This window comes from Psychrobacter sp. AH5, assembly GCF_040371085.1.
Classification (GTDB): domain Bacteria; phylum Pseudomonadota; class Gammaproteobacteria; order Pseudomonadales; family Moraxellaceae; genus Psychrobacter.
The window spans coordinates 1,027,054-1,044,380 of the sequence record NZ_JAMBMT010000001.1 but is presented as its reverse complement, the minus strand read 5'-3'; the positions used below and the strand labels follow the sequence as shown (position 1 = coordinate 1,044,380).

Below are 17,327 nucleotides of genomic sequence, written 5' to 3'. Positions count from 1 at the left end.
CACTAAAATGCTCTCTAATGATTAATTAGGGAGCATTTTTTTGACTTTTATTTTATTGTTTTGAGTTTTTTTATTGACAAAGCGTAGTCTGTCTCTAGCTTATAGCAAAGCTGTGATAGAGTATTAGCAACTATAATAAAATCTATCCCTATCAGCGAGTACAATATGGCAAGCATACCCTCAACCATAGATCCTAAGTCCTTAAGCCGACAAGAGCATAGCGAGATGAGCGCGGCGGAGCGTGATAATTTTATTGGTCGTATGGATAAGGAGGTGTTCAACGATGAGCTTCGGCGCAAAATGCATCAAGATCTAATTGATAGTTATGATGAGGAGCTTGAGAACGAAATAGACGACTATGTGCGTGACTTTCGTTTTGATGGGCGGCAGATGAGCGAACAAGAGCGCTTAGATCGTCGTACTTATTTTCAAGAATTGGTACGTTTGCAGCGCGAGCTAATTAAACTACAAGACTGGGTAGTCGATCGCGGTGAGCGTATCGTGGTGGTGTTTGAGGGACGGGATTCTGCGGGCAAAGGCGGCGCGATCAAGCGTATCACTCAGCGCCTCAACCCAAGGGTTTGCCGAGTGGCGGCGCTGCCTGCACCTACTGAGCGTGAGCAATCGCAGTGGTACTTTCAGCGCTATGTTGCCCATCTGCCCGCGGCTGGCGAGATTGTATTATTCGATCGCAGCTGGTACAACCGTGTGGGCGTGGAGCGGGTAATGGGATTTTGTACCGATGCGCAGTACGAAGAGTTTTTTCAATCGGTACCTGAGTTTGAGCGCATGCTGGTACGCTCCGGTATTAGGCTAGTAAAGTACTGGTTTTCTATCACCGATGACGAGCAGCACTCGCGTTTTATGAGCCGTATTCACGATCCGTTAAAACAGTGGAAGCTCTCCCCTATGGATTTAGAGTCGAGACGACGCTGGGAGGATTATACGAAGGCTAAGGAGACGATGTTTGAGCGTACTCATATACCAGAAGCGCCGTGGTGGGTCGTGGAAGGCAATAATAAAAAACGCGCTCGGCTTAATTGTATCGCTCATCTATTAGAACAAATCCCTTATAAAGAAGTGCCTCGTGATGAGGTCGATCTGCCTGAGCGTAAGCGCGATGATGAGTATTATCGCGAGCCTATTCCTGATGATATGTATGTACCGTCGCGCTATTAAGGTGTTTTATAAACAGCTATTAGCCTACATAGTATATGTGTTTTGTTGACTGTCAATCTTGCCGGCAAGCAAGCGCTCTACTTCATTCTTAATTCTTTGGCCGGTGACATCTTTGCCTATCTGTACTGCAAACCCTGCTGGACGATGGGCATTGGCTTTATGATTGAGCCAAACTACTTTACCACTCATCGGCAAACGCTCGCTGGAGTTTGGCAGAGTAAATGCTACAAAAACCTCGTCACCTAACTGCTGCTCAAGGCTGCTTGGGACAAATAATGCACCGTTTTCTACAAAAGATAAATAGCTAGCATATAGCGTTGCTACATCCTCAATATGACAAGTAAGAATTCCACCACGTCCTGGCATGGCCATAGTCCGCTCCTTAAAAGATAGTTTATGAAATAGCAATTAGAGTAAATAGTCAGCCATTATAAATAAGCTAATTGTTGCATCAGCTTATCATAAGCGAATTTTTCTTGAACATTTTGTTGTAGCGAGACTTTGATTTGTTGCAAGCTATCGCTAAGCTTTTGTAGCCCCGTATCTGTAGGCTGATACTGCGCTAAAGCTTGCGAGAGCTCAATGTCTACTTGATTACTCGCTAACCCCATAGCTATACGGCGAATATCAAGCAGCATAAGCTCCGTCAACTTGATAAAATCAGTCAATGGTAGCTGCTGTTGCCAATAGTCACTGGCCGCTAAGCTACTGCGTTTGCCGCTGCGTAAGGCCTGCCACGTCGTTAGCCACAACGCGCGCTTAGCGTACCAACTAGCCTGCGCTAAATCTATTGCAGCAAGCGGCGCGCCATTAGCCAGTTGCAGTAGCTGCCGGATCTGCTCAGGGCTGACTGCTTGACGATTAATAGTACTACCAAGCGCTTGTTGCACATAATCAATAGCAATAGAGCTCTCAATATGTTGCAAAGGTAATTGTTGCACGCGGCTTTTGATAGTAGGTAGTAGTTTGGCGGGCGTATCACTAAGCAAAAACAGATGCACTTGCGCTTGTGGTTCTTCTAAAGTTTTAAGTAGCGCATTAGCAGCGGCAATAGTCATCTGTTCAGCGTAGTCCAGTACACAAATACGCATGCCCTGCCCGCCTTGATAAATAAAAGGCTGGAGCGCGCGAATATCATCGACCTTGATGGTGACTAAAGCGTTACTGACCGACTTAGCAGACTTGTTGGCTAAGCTTTGCTTTTTGGACTTAGCGCTGCTATTAGAGTGAGACGGCTCTTGCTGATTTTCAGGCTCAGCCTCTAGCGGCATACTGGTCAGTGGCAGTACTTGCAAGCTAGGATGGGTGCCTGATTTTAGCCACTGACAACTCTCACAGTCGCCGCAAGCCCCTAGCGGATGACTACCTCGTCTTTGGCATAATAACCAAGCCACAAAACGCCAAACGAATGCGCGTTTACCCATACCTGCCATACCGGCAGCTAATAGCGCATGCGGCAAATGATGCGGCGGTGTCAACACGCGATCGGTCAGCTGTGTCCATAATGTCTGCTGCCAAGGTAGCAAAGGCGCAAAATAAATACTCTGTGTCATGTGCTTTGCCATCCTATCTTTGCTAACTTATATTTGCCATCTTATCATCGCCACTAGCTCGTTAACCATGACCACGTTGAAAGTCAGCTAAGCTCATCGCGTTTAGACGATCCAAATCCTCTTGTGTATCAACCCCGGCTGGCAATTGCAGCTCAGCTGCTGCGATGGCTATCTGTCCACCGTTTTCCAAAATACGTAGCTGCTCTAGGCTCTCAAGGAGCTCAAGCGGCGACTGTGGCCATTGCACAAACTGCTGCAATAAACGGACACGGTAAGCATATAAGCCCAGATGCCGATAAGCGTTTTTTGGAGCTATGGCTGCCGGTGGCTTGTCCATAGCCAATGCTAAGTCACGGTCATGCGGGATAGGCGCCCGGCTAAAATAGAGCGCACGCTGTAGATTATCACTATGAGCGCTAGTGCTAACTACTTTGACGACTGAGGAACGCATAAAACTAGCACAATCCCCAATCGGCTCATATAACGTTGCCATTACGCTAGCACTATCCTTAACCAATAAAGTTTTGACTTGCTCTAATAATAACGGCGGCACTAATGGCTCATCGCCTTGCATATTGACGACGATGTCTTGTTCAGGCCAACCTTTAATAGCGGCGACCTCTGCCAAACGATCGGTTCCTGAGACATGATCAGAACGCGTCATTACTACCTCAAAACCCGCCTCAGTACAGACCCTAGCTATAGCTTCATCATCAGTCGCTATGCACATATCATCCGCAAAATGCGCCGCTTGTGCTTTTTCAGCGACCCAAAGAATCATCGGCTTACCATGGATCAGTAATAGCGGTTTACCCGGCAAACGCGTACTGCTAAAACGAGCCGGAATGACAATGTGAGTTTTGGCAGCTGTAGAGATAGATAAAGGAGTACTTGAAGCGTTATCGGATAAGTTATTTGCCATAGCTAGCTTCTCTAACAAGGTTAAAATTAATAATATCAGCTAATGATGGTAGGGTGAAAGGTTAGTATCTTGACATAAGCGTATCTTAAGTTGAGGGACTAATATCATTATTTAGACTACTAACAATACCTAGGTTTTTTAGTTGCTGCTCTAGTCTTTGGTAACAAGCAGCAGATAGCTCAGCGCTCACCGGTAATACCCAAAGCCTAGCAGCTAATTCATCCCAGTCGGGATTAGATGTCAACTCACTACCACTTGCTGATTTGTCTAATAAGTTTTGTTGCCGCCACAGCGCTTTTATTTTTACCGCATCTTTACTAGTGACTATAATAGGATGCTTAGTATATTGTAATAATTCAGCCAAACTAAAATCATAATGATCAGGGTAAGGGTGCTCAATAACCTCAAAGCCAAGGGTGCTTAGGGTGTCAAAAAAGCGCTGCGGATAGCCGATCCCACTGACACCGTGTACTATGCTGCCAACTTTAGGTAAGGCTAAATTAGTGTGCGGCGTAGCTCTATGTCCACTTTTATCTACTTCCTCATCTATAATAAGTAGCTGTAATGGATCCGGTAGCAGCTGCATAGTCAAAGCACTATCGTTGACCTGCGCGCCTTTGCTTAACTCACCTTTAGTTAACTTTAAATTATCCAGCTTTTTGTGGTAAATAACGGTGCTGTTTTCGAGGCGAGATAAAGGCTCTCGCAAAAACCCTGTCGGCAATAGCTGAGCATTACCAAAGCCGCGCTCTGCATCCACTACTATCCATTCAATATCTCGCTGCATAGCATAATGCTGCAGACCATCATCCGCGATAATCAATTGAATATCATCATGAGCGGCTAGTAAAGTGGTAATAGCTTGCTCACGGTTTGGACAAACCGCCATAGCCACGCCCGTCATATTGACGATCAAACACGGCTCATCACCCACTATATTCGGTGCGCTATCTTTAGTGACTAACGCTGGCATTTGCGATGTCTCACCGCCATAGCCCCGACTAATGACCCCTACCTTGATGCCGCGCTGCTGCAAATATTTAACTAAGCTGATAATTAGCGGCGTTTTACCACTACCGCCCACACTGATATTACCGATTACCATGACCGTAGCGGGCGCGCGATAACTGGCAAGCAGACCTAATTGATAAGCTTTTCGGCGTAAAAAAATTATCAGGCCATACAATGCACTAAAGGGCAGTAATAGCCATAGCCAAGCGGCTTTGCGCTGCCACGCTTTAGTTACTAGGGTTTCCAATGTCATAACGAAGCTTAGGTTATAATAAGTTATTCAAAATCACGCTCATACATTTGCGCGTAATGCCCTTGCTTTTGGAGCAAGTCTTCGTGTGTGCCAATCTCCACAATACGCCCGCTATCCATCACCGCGATACGATCTGCCGACTCAATAGTCGTCAAACGGTGAGCGATAACTAAGGTAGTCCGATCTTTCATGACATTATCTAGCGCTTGTTGGATATAGTATTCTGACTCATTGTCAAGCGCGCTTGTGGCCTCATCTAAGATCAAAATAGGCGCATCTTTTAGTAGCGCTCTAGCAATAGATAAGCGCTGACGTTGACCACCAGAGAGCTGCAAACCCTCAGCGCCTATTTGACTTTGATAACCTTGCGGCATTTTCATAATGAAGTCATGGGCAAAAGCATCTCTTGCCGCACGCTCAACCTCAGCTTGGCTCTTAGTAGCCAAGCTACCATAGGCGATATTTTCAAAAACACTAGTATTAAATAGCACCACTTGCTGATTGACCATCGCAATCTGCTCGCGCAGACTCTCTAAAGTAATATCCTCAATAGGTATATTATCCATAGTAATCTGGCCTGAGCTGGTCGATAACGTGCGTGTCAACAAATTCACTAGCGACGACTTACCCGCGCCGCTACGCCCTACTAAAGCGACAGTCTCGCCTGCTTTTACCTCCAAGCTAAAGTCTTGTAAGGCAACGGTTGAATCAGGATAAATCAAGCTGACCTTATCTAATTTAAGCTCCCCTGACAGCGTTGGATTTAGCGTGCCAGTATCCTGCTCTTCTGTCTCATCAATCAAGGCAAATATAGACTCGCCAGCCGCAATCCCTCTTTGTAGCTTTTGATTGACATCAGTCAAAGAGCGTACTGGCTTACTAAGCAGTCCTGCTGCTGCAATGTAGGAGATAAACTCCCCTGCTGAGAAGTCACTGATAACCTGAGGACGCAGCGCTAGCCAAACCACCACAGACATCGCTACTGCCATCAATAGCTGTACCGCTGGCGTGTTGATGCTGTTAGTCACTACAACTTTCATCCCTTGGCGTAAGTTCTCAAGCGAAGTCTTATCAAAGCGCTTGGCTTCATAGGCCTGTCCGCCATAGTTTTTGACTACTTGATAACCGCCAATGACCTCATTAGTAATATGACTGACATCGCCCATTGTTTTTTGAATGCCTTTTGACAACTTAAGGTAACGCCTAGAAGCTATACGAATTAGCAATAATATAGGTGGTAAAACCAAAAACAAAATCAGCGTCAAACGCCAGTTGGTATATAACAAAAAGCCAAGTAAAGCGATCACTGTTAAGCCATCACGCAACAAAGTCTTCATTGAGTCAGTACTAGCAGCAGTGACTTGCTCGACATCGAAAATCAGTTTAGAGGATATCGTGCCTGATGGATTGGCTAAATAAAATGAGCTTGGCAGACGCAGCAACTTGCTAAACACCTGTACTCGTAGCTCATAAACTAGATTTCTTGAAACCAGAGCAGAATAATAGTTCCCTAAAAAACTACCTACCCCGCGCACAAAGAACAAACCTATTATTAAAGCTGGGAATAAGTTTTGTTTGCCTTGATCATTATTATTGATAGCGTCAGTGATATATTGCAATAATTTAGCAATCCAAATCTCAGTAGCCGCGTTAATGGCAAAACCAACTATGGTAAGTAATATCGCCCACCAATAAGGTTTTAGATAACGAAGAAGACGCAATAGGGTTTTATGCTTAGGCGGCGCGACTGGTTCAAGCTTAGTTTTAGCCGTACGGTTATCACTATTAGAGGGCCAAGATTGGCTCATAGAAGCCTCGGATCAAATACAAAAGAAGAAAAAGAATTAGCTTTGCTAGTATCAAGCCAGCACAAACTGCGAGAGAGTATAACATCATGCTGTAAAAGATAGCCATGTCTGCTAAGACTATAGAATATAGAGGATAACTAATAGAAAATGTGAGTCTAAAGAGCTAAACTAGTGCTTTATGGCTTTATTTTTATTTATCATCCAACAGCTATTTACTCTGGAAGGGGCTGACCCAAAGGTACTACCGTGCTGATATTAATATTCAAAAACCCCAGCTTACCGGCGATATCCATCACTCGTACCACTGATTGATGAGTCGCATTAGCATCAGCGGCAATCACAAACAGTAGCTCGCGATTGCTACCCGCTTCTTGTTGTAGCAAACTGGTCAATTCAGCGGCGCTGCTGCTTGCAAGCGCTATGCCGTTGACAAGGTAACTGCCATCTTCTTGTACCGCCACCTCGATACTATCTTGTGGCTCGGTCAGCTCTACCCCTTCCGCTTCTGGCAAGATAATATTAAGGCGGCTAAAGTGATTGAATGAAGTCGCTAATAATAAGAATATGATCAAAAACAATAAGCAATCGATCATCGGCGTCAAATTAATCTCAAGCGGCTCGACAGTAGGTTTTCTAAAACGCATAACACTCTCTTTGATAGGGCTAAGCTTTGATAGGACCAAGCTTTAATAGAGCCAAGCTTTAATAGAGCCAAGGTCATGACCACATGATAGCTTCGAGCTATTGCTTAATTATTTTGTCAGCGCTGCATTATCTAGATTGATAGGTTTATGCACCGCTAAATCAGGCTCATAAGCGCGAGTTGAGCTATCATGACTAGCTGTTTTTTCTGAGAATCCTGTCACGCTCTCACCATTATGACGAGTGAAATCAAGTAGCTTATAGTCATAAAGCTCTTGAATCAAAAGCCCCGCCTCAGTCTCAAACTGAGCATTGATATCGACGATACGGCGCTGAAAATAGCGATAAGCGACCAGCGCTGGTATTGCCACGATCATGCCAGCTGCGGTAGTAATCAGCGCTTGAGACACGCCAGCGGCTAGTAAGGTTGGGTCCTGCATAGCGCCATCAGTGATAGCTAAGAATGAGGAGATAATACCTAATACTGTCCCCAATAAGCCTAAGAGCGGAGCTATAGCGCCTATAGTTCCTAGCATATTGATGTTTTTTTCTAATTGATGAATTTGTACGCTGGCGCGGTTCTGCATATGCATGGTCATAGAGTCAAGGCCGTACTGTCTATAAAGCAAACCGGTCGCCAAAATATCTCCTAGGGGAGTTTTTTGTTTGACATTAAGTAGCTGCGTGTGGCCTATAGTGCCGTTTTCACGTAAGCGATTAATCAGCTGTTCACGCAGTCTTATTGGTATAATTTTATCGAACTGCAAAGTGCTGCTGCGCTCTATAATAATGATGAGCGCCACTACCGAGCAAATAACAATCGGCATCATCAGCCAACCGCCCGCTTTTACCAACTCCCACATGATAGTTCTCTTTTGTTATTGAGCTTGTCTAGGCTACTTTAACTCGCTTGAAGAGTAGTTGCGACCAGAGATATAATTAGCTTTGAATATCTAACTGCTTGATTAGCGCGGCAAGCTCATCTTGATTATGAAAGAAAATCTCCACACTACCTTGACCGTCTTTTTTGTGCTTAAGCTTGACCTGTGCTCCTAGTGCATCGGTCAAACGCTGCGTTAAGCGTTCAATATCATGCGACTGCGAAGCCTCAACGCGGCTCTTTATAACAGGATGCAAGATGGACTTCACTAGCTTTTCTGCTTCGCGCACGGTCATATTAGCGTCAATTATTTTTTGGGCGATAATAGGCTGCTGCTTGGAGGACAAGGCCAAAAGCGTACGCGCATGTCCCATATCCAAAGCCCCATTTGAGAGATGATCCTTGACGGTATCATGCAGCTGATTGAGCCTTAATAGATTTGAAACGGTGGTTCTTGCTTTGCCGACCACCTCAGCAATCATCGCGTGACTCATGCCAAACTCGGTATGGAAGCGCTGCAGGGCCGCTGCTTGTTCTATTACCGATAAATCTTCACGCTGAATATTTTCGATCAGCGCCAGTGCTATAGCCAGCTCGTCTGATAAGGCACGCTCTATGGCTGGAATAACCGCTTTGCCTGCCATTTTTGCTGCACGCCAACGGCGCTCACCGGCGATGATCTCATGAGTCACCTCGTCATTACTCTTATCTTCGCTAGCGAGCAAAGGTCTGATGACAATAGGCTGCATAACCCCATGCTGCTCAATAGAAGAAGCTAGTTCTGCTAGCGCGGTTTCACTCATATCGCGGCGCGGCTGGTACTTGCCTGCTTGCAAGCGATTGACAGCTATTTGTACCAAACTGATTTGATCTTCTGGGGCGATATTATCTTGCTCGCTGCTACGAGTCTTTTGATGGTGCCGAGTTTTAGCAGTATGACGCGCGGCACGCGGCGCGCGTTTTGCTTTTTCGCTAGTACTTAGAGTGGCACTCTTTTGCTCTTTATCGTTATTGACAGTGTCATTTTCTATAACTTGTTTGCTGACCTTTTTATTTTCTGCTTCGCTTGCGGTGTGTGTTGCAAAGTCATCACTATTTGCAACGCGCAGCGCTGTATCGTCCTGTAGTGCTGAGGCCGTGATTTGCTTCTCTTTTTTGATTGATCCTAATAGGGCATCTAAACCTCGATTGGCAGCCAATCCTCGTTTTTTCGCCATGATTTCTGATCCTCTAACGCTACAATAAAAACCAAATGATAATGATAAAGGTCGTGATTAATCAAAGTACTGACTAATCCTCGTTGTTGTTACCTTCATTAATAAAAATACTGCTGCAACTGAAGTTTTTAATCAAAGACTCTAACTTGAGCTACTTTGTTTGATCACCTCAGCCGCAAGCTTCTGATAGGCTCTAGCTCCTTTTGACCAGCGCTCATAAGCGAGCACTGGTAAGCCATGAGCAGGCGCTTCTGCCAAACGAATGTTTCTGGGGATATGCGTTTTGTACATAATATCGCCAAAATGCGCCTCAAGCTCCTTTGAGACATCTTTGGCTAAAGTATTACGCGTGTCAAACAAGGTTCTGACGACGCCGCGTATATGCAGCTTAGGGTTCAGCTCAGTCAAGCGCTCAATGGTCTGTGACAAATCGGCTAAGCCCTCTAGCGCATAATACTCGCACTGCATCGGAATAATAACGCTATCGGTGGCGACCAAAGCATTAATAGTCAAAAGATTCAGGCTTGGCGCGCAGTCCATAATAATATAGTCATAAGGCGGGCTTTGTTTATCGCCCTGCTCAGCGATAAGCTCGCTCACAGCTGACTTTAACAGCTCATGGCTATTGGTCTCACCCATCAAAGTGATGTCCATACCTGCCAGCTCACGGTTAGCAGCAATCACATCAAACCCTGCCGGACTCTTTATAATAGCCTCTTGCAGCGATACGCCATCAAGCAATACATCGGCTATGGTCAGCTCAAGATTATTTTTACTCAGGCCAGTGCCGGTAGTGGCATTACCTTGTGGATCTAAGTCAATCAGTAGAACACGCTTACGCTTATCGGCTAAGCTTGCGGTCAAATTTACCGCCGTCGTGGTTTTACCTACGCCGCCTTTTTGATTCGCAATAGCTATGATTTCCATACTTTTACTCAATTTATTAAAGTCTATTAGTAGAGCGTTTTCTCGCTTAAAAAAACTAGTCATTCTTTAATCTAAAGAATATCTCAAATAGGTTTCACCAAAACGCCGGGCTGTTTCACAACAGCTACGGTCTCATAATACACAAAATGGCGATAGCTTAGACACTTTTATTAGATAATTCAATTAAATGTCTACTCTCGGCTAAACGAGGTACCGTTAATTTGATGGTTTTTATCTGCCATGTGCTCGCTAATGAGGATAATTCTTCAGCGGTTGGCGCTTTACCTTTCATCGCACACAAATAGCCATTATCCGCTAGACGCGGCTGCGCCACAGTAACAAAGTCAATTAAGCTAGCAAAAGCTCGCGAGGTAACAACCTCATATTGAGCCTCATGCGCTTCAATGCGAGCCGCTATAGGCTGTATGTTAGTTAGGCCAAGCTCGCTACTGATCTGTTTGATAAAGCGAATCTTTTTTTGATTACTATCAAGCGCGGTGCAGTGGCGCTCAGGCTGACAAATAGCAATAATCACGGCTGGCAGACCAGCACCGGTACCAATATCTAACAAATTGCCAGCTGGCAAATGCGCTATAATAGCCAAGCAATCGATGACGTGCTTGACTAGCGCTTCGGTAGGGTCGGTAATAGCGGTCAGATTATACGCTTTATTCCATAACAATAGCTGGTCTAAATACAATAATAACTGGCGCTGCTGCGTAGCGGTTAGTGATAAAGATAAGTGCTCAGTGGCCTGTGCCAAAATATCCGCTAACTGCGGCAACTGCGCGCCAAGCTTTGCAAAACCTGTCGGGTCAATACTAGCGTGAGTGGCTAAAAAACCATTAGATGAGTTGGCAGAAGCTGACATATAGCACGTTATCCCTTATTCATTTGAAGCGATGATTTTATCACGCAGCTATAGACTTGAATAGTTATAGATTGCCTCAATCTTTGTCATCTTATACTATCTACCGTTATCTTTGATAATCCGCCGCTTGCCAGCTCCTATTATCTCTACCTTATAAAACGCTTTTTTACTTATCCTTTACTCTTTAGATGACTACCATAACTTTATGATCAAACAGCCTACTGTCTCTACTTCTGAGCTATCAGATAACCTCTCAAACAGCTCCTTAAATAACTCAAAAGACACTAAGGACGCTTTCGCTCCTCATCCGGTATTTATTGAGGTAAAGCAGCGCTGCCTTATTAGTACCAAGCAGTTAAAGCGTTATACCGATGCAAGCTTGTTACCTAGCGATACTCGCACGGCGCCCCAGCTAAATATTGGCTTTGGTCAGCAGCGTGCGCTCAAAGCTTTACAAACCGCGCTTGATATCGATGCTAGTGGCTATCATGTGTTTGCCGCCGGCGAAAATGGCCTCGGGAAACGTACGGTTATCAGCCGCTTGCTACAACAGATCGCCGCCAAGGAGCCAACGCCTGATGATTGGGTTTATGTGCATAATTTCTCCGATCCGCGTACGCCGCTCTCTCTGCGTCTGCCAGCCGGTCAAGCCCAGCAGCTTAAGCAGCAGGTCAATGAGTTATGGCTACAGGTCAAAAAACGCTTGAGTCAACGCTTTCGTAGCGATTATTATCAAAGCCAAATTGAGGCGATAAAAAATGCCGCGCACGAAAAAGAGAGTCATGCTTACGAGGCTTTAAATGCTGAGGGTAAGCAATATGACTTAGCTTTGAGCTTTCGCGCCTCGGATAATAAAGCGGTATTTGTGCATCCAAGCCAGTTGCCAACACAAAGCGCTGACGAGGAATATCATGAGCAGCCTGCTGATACAGCTAGTAGCGACTCCAGCTTAGAAGCTGATAAGGCTAGTCTGCAAGATAAACGCCACCAACCTACCAAAGACTTTAGTAATTTTACTCATAAAAACCATATGCAAAAACGCTTCAATCAGCTAACGATTGCGCTTGAGCAGTTAGAAGATGAGGCCAATGACACGATTGAGAAACTGCATCGCGATATGGCGCAGCGTACTTTGCAGCCTTTATTTACAAAGGTGCGTGAGCAATTTGCTAACCATCAAGGGGTGCTTGATTATCTGCAAAGCTTATTTGATGATATGGTCACTCACGCCGCTCCTATCGTCAATGGTGATGACGAGGAATTTATCAGTGCTTTGCTAGCGACTACGCCTAGTCGTTACGCGGTCAATGTCATGATCAGTCATCAGCCTGGTAGCGGCGCGCCGGTAATCTTTGAGGATTTGCCAACTCATCTCAACCTACTTGGTCATGTCGAGCAAATCACCCAATTGGGCACAGTCACCACTGATGTCAGTATGATCCGCGCCGGCGCGCTGCATCGGGCTAATGGCGGTTATTTATTATTAGAGGCCAGTCACTTACTTGAGCATCCTTATGCTTGGCAAGGTCTTAAACGCTCTTTGCAATCTCGCAAAATCAAACTCTCAAGCCTTGAGCAAATGCTAACTTTAACCGGTAGCTTATCGTTAGCGCCAGCGGCTATTGATTTGGATGTCAAAGTTATTTTATTGGGTGAGGCTGATTTATATTATGAGCTGTTAGAGTTAGAGCCAGAGTTTGATGCGGTGTTTAAGGTACGCGCAGACTTTCACGATGACGTGCCGCGTACTCAAGAACATGAGCTAGCGCTAGTAGCTAAAATGGCCGATATCATCGATTACGCTCATCTCCTCCCTTTTGATAGTAGCGCGCAAGCGGCACTGCTTGAGCATTTAAGCCTGCAAGCTGAAGATCAAGATCGGTTAAGTTTACATAGTGATTTATTAATCAAACTGCTACATGAGTCCAATCGCCATGCTCGGCTTAGCGATCAACAAATCGTCACAGCTAAGCACGTCACCCAAGCTATTACGGATATGGATGAGCGCTCAGGTTATCTGCGCGATTTATATTGGGATGAGCTCAAAAACGGTCAGCAGCTCATTAATACCCAAGGTCAAGCTGTTGGACAAGTCAACGCCCTAACAGTGGTCAGCTATGCCGATAGTGAGTTTGGTATGCCAGCACGTTTGACAGCGGTTATTCAGCCTAATATCGGTAGCGGTGACATCTTAGATATCGAGCGCGATGTCGATTTGGGCGGCAGTCTGCATGCCAAAGGTATGCTCATTATGACAAGCTATCTACGCGCGCTGTTTAGTCAGCATCATGCGCTAAACTTTAGCGCCTCGTTAGCGTTTGAGCAAAGCTATGCTCATATCGATGGCGATAGTGCGACGGTTAGCGAAGCTTGTGCCCTACTCTCCGCCTTAGCTGGCGTGCCCATCAATCAAGCTTTGGCTATCACCGGCTCTATGAACCAATTGGGCGAGGTGCAAGCGGTCGGCGGTATCAATGCCAAAATAGCCGGATTCTTTGATGCTTGCCGTGAGCAAGAGCTTACAGGAGAGCAAGGTGTCGTTATCCCTATGGCTAATATCAATCAGCTGATGCTGCGCGACGACATTATTGAGGCGGTTAATGAAGGCAAATTCTACGTTTATGGCGTCAGGCATATCAATGAAGCTTTGAGCTTGATGACCGGCCTACCTATCGATACCTTGAATAAAAAAGGTCGCTATCACAAAGACACTTTGTTTGGCAAAATCTTACGTAAGCTAATTTTGTGGGATGAAAACCAACAAGACGAGGAAGTGATTGAGGATAAAAAAGTAAAGAAGAAAGCCAAAAAAAAGAGAGCCGCAAAGCGACAAAAAAAAGAGCAAAAGCGCGGTGATAACCAGCGTATACAGCGCGAGCACGATACTAGCGATGAAGACTTAGATGACGATGAGCTAGATCACGAATACTTAGATAATGATGAATATAACGAGGACAACTCCTTTAGTGATGCTGACCAATAATCTTTAGCAAAAAGGTAGCGTTTGCTCGGCTATCGACTCATAGCATAGCGATAAGTGCCTAGACGCTAGCGCTATTTTCTGCGATGATAAAATACTTTGATACAAACTAGCAAAACGGACTCGACATAGGCTATCCCTCCATGACTGCGCAAAATACTCCTGCGACTGCTAATGAAAAGAGACAGACTGAAGACCAAGCTTTGACTAACCCACAAGCAATTGATGACGTGGCGATTAAAGACTTAGCGCTCGATGCAAAAGAGGTGTCGTTAGAGCTAGCCACAGACTCAGCCGCCGATACCGCAGCGAGTCGCCACGGCGCTGCCACCACCGCGCGGCAGTGGCAAGTATTGTCGCAGCTACAACGCAATCGCTGGGTTGGCACAAGCCATATCTATGAGCAGCTTAAACTAGCCGGTTTTGCTATTAGTTTGCGTACCGTGCAGCGCGATCTAAATGCTTTGGCTAAACGCTTCCCGATTGAAAAAAATAACGCCAATCCGCAAGGGTGGCGCTGGAAGGAAGATGCGCCACTACAAAGCCTGCCGCATATGAATCTATCGCAAGCCGTCGCCTTTAATATGGTTGAGGCCAATCTAACTCAATTACTACCGCCTGCTATCTTAGATGAGCTATTTCCTTGGTTTGATTTAGCGCGCCGGCAACTCAAAAACAGTAAAGTTACCCACTCTTGGCTTGATCGGGTACGAATTGAGCCCGCGACGCAGCCGCTCATCGCGCCGCCTATCGATTTGGAAAGTAAAGATAACATCTATCATGCGCTGTTTTATCAGCAGCAGATTAAGGCTTGTTATACTCGTAGTAATAAATCCGAGGCGAGCGAATATACTTTAAACCCTATCGCCATTATTCAGCGTGGGGTAATTATCTATCTATTAGCGACACGCATTGATGATGCTGAGCGTATCATTCGCACCTTTGCTCTGCACCGTTTTGCTAGTGTTGAGATCTTGGAGAGTAGCGCGATAACCCCTGAGGACTTTGAGTTAGATAGCTATCTAGATGCTGGCGGTATGGGTTTTAGTCATCCGCTACTCAATACTTTGCCAGATCACGGTAAAAACACTGCTATCGAGCTGACTTTTACCAAGCAAGCTGGTAAAAGCTTGACGGAGAGTCAGTTGAGCGAAGATCAAACCGTCATTATCAATGATGATGACACTTTGACCGTCAAAGCCACGGTCAATATGACCTCACAACTGGTCTGGTGGCTACGCGGTTTCGGCCACGGGCTACTTGCTGCCAAGCCTGAGCTGCTTTATCAAGTGGTTTCAGGCAATGCGCATTATTAACTAAAAAATTACGTATTAACCGCTATTTCTCTAAAATTATTATACTAATAAATACTATAAAAAATAGCCGCGCTATCTAAGGAAATTTATGACCACTGCCCCATTCTTACCAAAATCTGAAAGCTTAAGCGCTCTTGGCTTAAGCGCTGATAGATTGTTTTTTGCGATGAATTATCAGTTCACGCCGCCAAAGCCTACTGGCCTAAAAAAACGGTTAAAGCAAAATGATAAAGCCATCGATATTGATATCGCCTGCGTGTTATATACCGATAATTGCGTTATCAGTGATATCGTATGGTTCAAACAGCTGCGTGATAAAGCTGAATCAGTTCGCCATCAAGGCGACAGTTTAAATGGTAAAGATCGCGGCGAGCAAGCGCTATACGATGGGCCACTAGATCAAGAACAGATCCGCATATATATGGATCATATTCCAGCTGAGATACGTTATGTGGCGATGATTGTACACTCCTATAACCAGCAGCCGCTGGCCAAGATTGAAATAGGGGAAGTACATTTGAATGATGATGAGGACAATCGCGCTTTTACTATTAATCTAAAGCAAGTACCGCGAGACTGTCATTGTCTGTGGGCGGCAAGTTTACGCCGCGAGGTCGATGATTGGTATTTAACCCTACAAAACCTACCTTTAATGGCGGAAGATATCGAAAAAGCTGCGCAGCAAGTAGCGCATGAGCTAGCACGTGCGCTTCCTGTAGAACAACCGGCTGCTAATTAAATATTTATCGCTCCAATAAAAGGTAGTCATTATCTTAGCGCAATGACTCACCGCAGTGCGGACAGAAATTTTTGGCCTCGGCCACTTGTTTTTCGCGGCGCTCAAGCGACTGCTCGCGCAGCACTTGTAGCACGATGTCTTGGGCTTGCTCTCTATCGAGTCCTAGCTCGCGACGAATCTTATCAATCATCGTCTGGTTTTGGACCAAATCAAAATCGCCGTTAATCAGTTGCTCACGAAAATCTTGCTCAAGCTCATCTCGGCGTAGAGCAAGCTCATTAGCTAGGCCAGTTGCCAAAATACCCGCTGGTAATGCCGCTAGACCAACGCCCAATATAGTTATCACTGCGCCTAAAATCTTACCAGCGTTAGTAATGGGCGTCACGTCACCATAACCAACGGTCGTCAAAGTGACCACTGCCCACCACATGGCTTTAGGTATCGACTCAAACTCCTCTGGCTGCGCGTGGTTCTCCACCAAATAAATACCGCTTGAGGCTGTCACAATCATAATGACTAAAATAAAAATAACCGCTTGAAACGAGCCCTTCTCTTTGGTGATAACCACCAATAAAATACGCATGGAGGCAAAATAGCGGGTAAGCTTGAGGATTCGAAACAATCGTAATATCCGCAAGAAACGCAGATCGATAGTGACAAAGAAGTTTAGAAATGCCGGAGCAATCGCGATCAGATCGATCATAGCAGAAGGGCTTTTTAGCCACTCCCAGCGTTGTCGCCAAGTGGTATTATCCGGCTTTGCTTCAGCGACACTCCATAAGCGCAGTAAATATTCTACGGAAAATATAACAATAGAGAAGTTCTCAAATAAAGTGAAATAACTTTGATAAGGGTAATACCACTGATCGACAGACTCTGCAATGACTGCGGCCACATTAGTCAAAATCAGAAATATCAAAAAGTAATCAACGCTACGGCTAAATAGCGTGTCATGTTCATCGTTTTGTAAGATGTTATAAACAAAATGACGAAGGTGCCGTATGGGTTGAAAGGCCATGCTGATCCTTA

At 45.3% G+C, this 17,327-nt stretch carries 15 protein-coding genes; 4 read left to right on the top strand and 11 right to left on the bottom strand.

Annotated features, from left to right (window positions below; genetic code table 11):
- Positions 1–165 precede the first annotated feature (165 nt).
- Positions 166–1,179 carry a polyphosphate kinase 2 gene (ppk2, locus tag M0N77_RS04420; RefSeq protein WP_353103889.1) on the top strand — a complete coding sequence of 338 codons (1,014 nt, stop codon included), beginning with the start codon at positions 166–168 and terminating at the stop codon, positions 1,177–1,179.
- Between the two features lie 24 nt (positions 1,180–1,203).
- On the opposite strand, the gene M0N77_RS04415 is transcribed toward ppk2, so the two are convergent.
- From M0N77_RS04415 to rsmG, 10 genes are all read right to left on the bottom strand, one after another.
- Complete coding sequence (locus M0N77_RS04415; protein WP_353103887.1) at positions 1,204–1,551, bottom strand: PilZ domain-containing protein; 348 nt, start codon at positions 1,549–1,551, stop codon at positions 1,204–1,206.
- A 56-nt stretch (positions 1,552–1,607) separates the two neighbouring features.
- On the bottom strand, positions 1,608–2,732 hold the full coding sequence (locus M0N77_RS04410; RefSeq protein ID WP_353103885.1) for a DNA polymerase III subunit delta': 1,125 nt from the start codon (positions 2,730–2,732) through the stop codon (positions 1,608–1,610).
- Between the two features lie 61 nt (positions 2,733–2,793).
- A complete protein-coding gene (kdsB, locus tag M0N77_RS04405) occupies positions 2,794–3,654 on the bottom strand; it encodes a 3-deoxy-manno-octulosonate cytidylyltransferase (RefSeq protein WP_353103883.1) in 861 nt (286 codons plus the stop codon).
- Between the two features lie 85 nt (positions 3,655–3,739).
- Positions 3,740–4,918, bottom strand: a complete 1,179-nt coding sequence (lpxK, locus tag M0N77_RS04400; RefSeq protein WP_353103881.1) for a tetraacyldisaccharide 4'-kinase — start codon at positions 4,916–4,918, stop codon at positions 3,740–3,742.
- A gap of 23 nt (positions 4,919–4,941) precedes the next feature.
- Complete coding sequence (gene msbA, locus M0N77_RS04395; RefSeq protein ID WP_353103880.1) at positions 4,942–6,726, bottom strand: lipid A export permease/ATP-binding protein MsbA; 1,785 nt, start codon at positions 6,724–6,726, stop codon at positions 4,942–4,944.
- A gap of 212 nt (positions 6,727–6,938) precedes the next feature.
- Positions 6,939–7,370: a biopolymer transporter ExbD gene (locus tag M0N77_RS04390; protein ID WP_353103878.1), complete on the bottom strand. Its 432-nt coding sequence runs from the start codon at positions 7,368–7,370 to the stop codon at positions 6,939–6,941.
- A gap of 108 nt (positions 7,371–7,478) precedes the next feature.
- Positions 7,479–8,231, bottom strand: coding sequence for a MotA/TolQ/ExbB proton channel family protein (locus tag M0N77_RS04385; RefSeq protein WP_353103876.1), 753 nt, complete (start codon positions 8,229–8,231; stop codon positions 7,479–7,481).
- Positions 8,232–8,307: 76 nt separating this feature from the next.
- Positions 8,308–9,465, bottom strand: a complete 1,158-nt coding sequence (locus tag M0N77_RS04380) for a ParB/RepB/Spo0J family partition protein (RefSeq protein ID WP_353103874.1) — start codon at positions 9,463–9,465, stop codon at positions 8,308–8,310.
- Positions 9,466–9,606: 141 nt separating this feature from the next.
- Positions 9,607–10,392: an AAA family ATPase gene (locus M0N77_RS04375; protein WP_353103872.1), complete on the bottom strand. Its 786-nt coding sequence runs from the start codon at positions 10,390–10,392 to the stop codon at positions 9,607–9,609.
- 157 nt (positions 10,393–10,549) lie between these two features.
- On the bottom strand, positions 10,550–11,263 hold the full coding sequence (rsmG, locus tag M0N77_RS04370) for a 16S rRNA (guanine(527)-N(7))-methyltransferase RsmG (RefSeq protein ID WP_353103871.1): 714 nt from the start codon (positions 11,261–11,263) through the stop codon (positions 10,550–10,552).
- Between the two features lie 205 nt (positions 11,264–11,468).
- Here rsmG and M0N77_RS04365 point away from each other — a divergent pair, with 205 nt between their 5' ends.
- The 3 genes from M0N77_RS04365 (at position 11,469) to M0N77_RS04355 (ending at position 16,298) form a co-directional block, all read left to right on the top strand.
- Positions 11,469–14,246 (top strand): ATP-binding protein, encoded by a 2,778-nt coding sequence (locus M0N77_RS04365; protein ID WP_353103869.1) that lies wholly within the window; start codon positions 11,469–11,471, stop codon positions 14,244–14,246.
- A gap of 140 nt (positions 14,247–14,386) precedes the next feature.
- Entirely contained in the window at positions 14,387–15,559 is a 1,173-nt protein-coding gene (locus M0N77_RS04360; RefSeq protein WP_353103867.1) for a WYL domain-containing protein, read from the top strand.
- An 88-nt stretch (positions 15,560–15,647) separates the two neighbouring features.
- The gene (locus M0N77_RS04355) at positions 15,648–16,298 is read left to right on the top strand and encodes a TerD family protein (protein ID WP_353103866.1); all 651 of its coding nucleotides are present in this window, start codon (positions 15,648–15,650) and stop codon (positions 16,296–16,298) included.
- 34 nt (positions 16,299–16,332) lie between these two features.
- Here M0N77_RS04355 and M0N77_RS04350 read toward each other — a convergent pair whose 3' ends face one another.
- Positions 16,333–17,316, bottom strand: a complete 984-nt coding sequence (locus M0N77_RS04350; RefSeq protein WP_353103864.1) for an ion transporter — start codon at positions 17,314–17,316, stop codon at positions 16,333–16,335.
- Between the last annotated feature and the right edge of the window lie 11 nt (positions 17,317–17,327).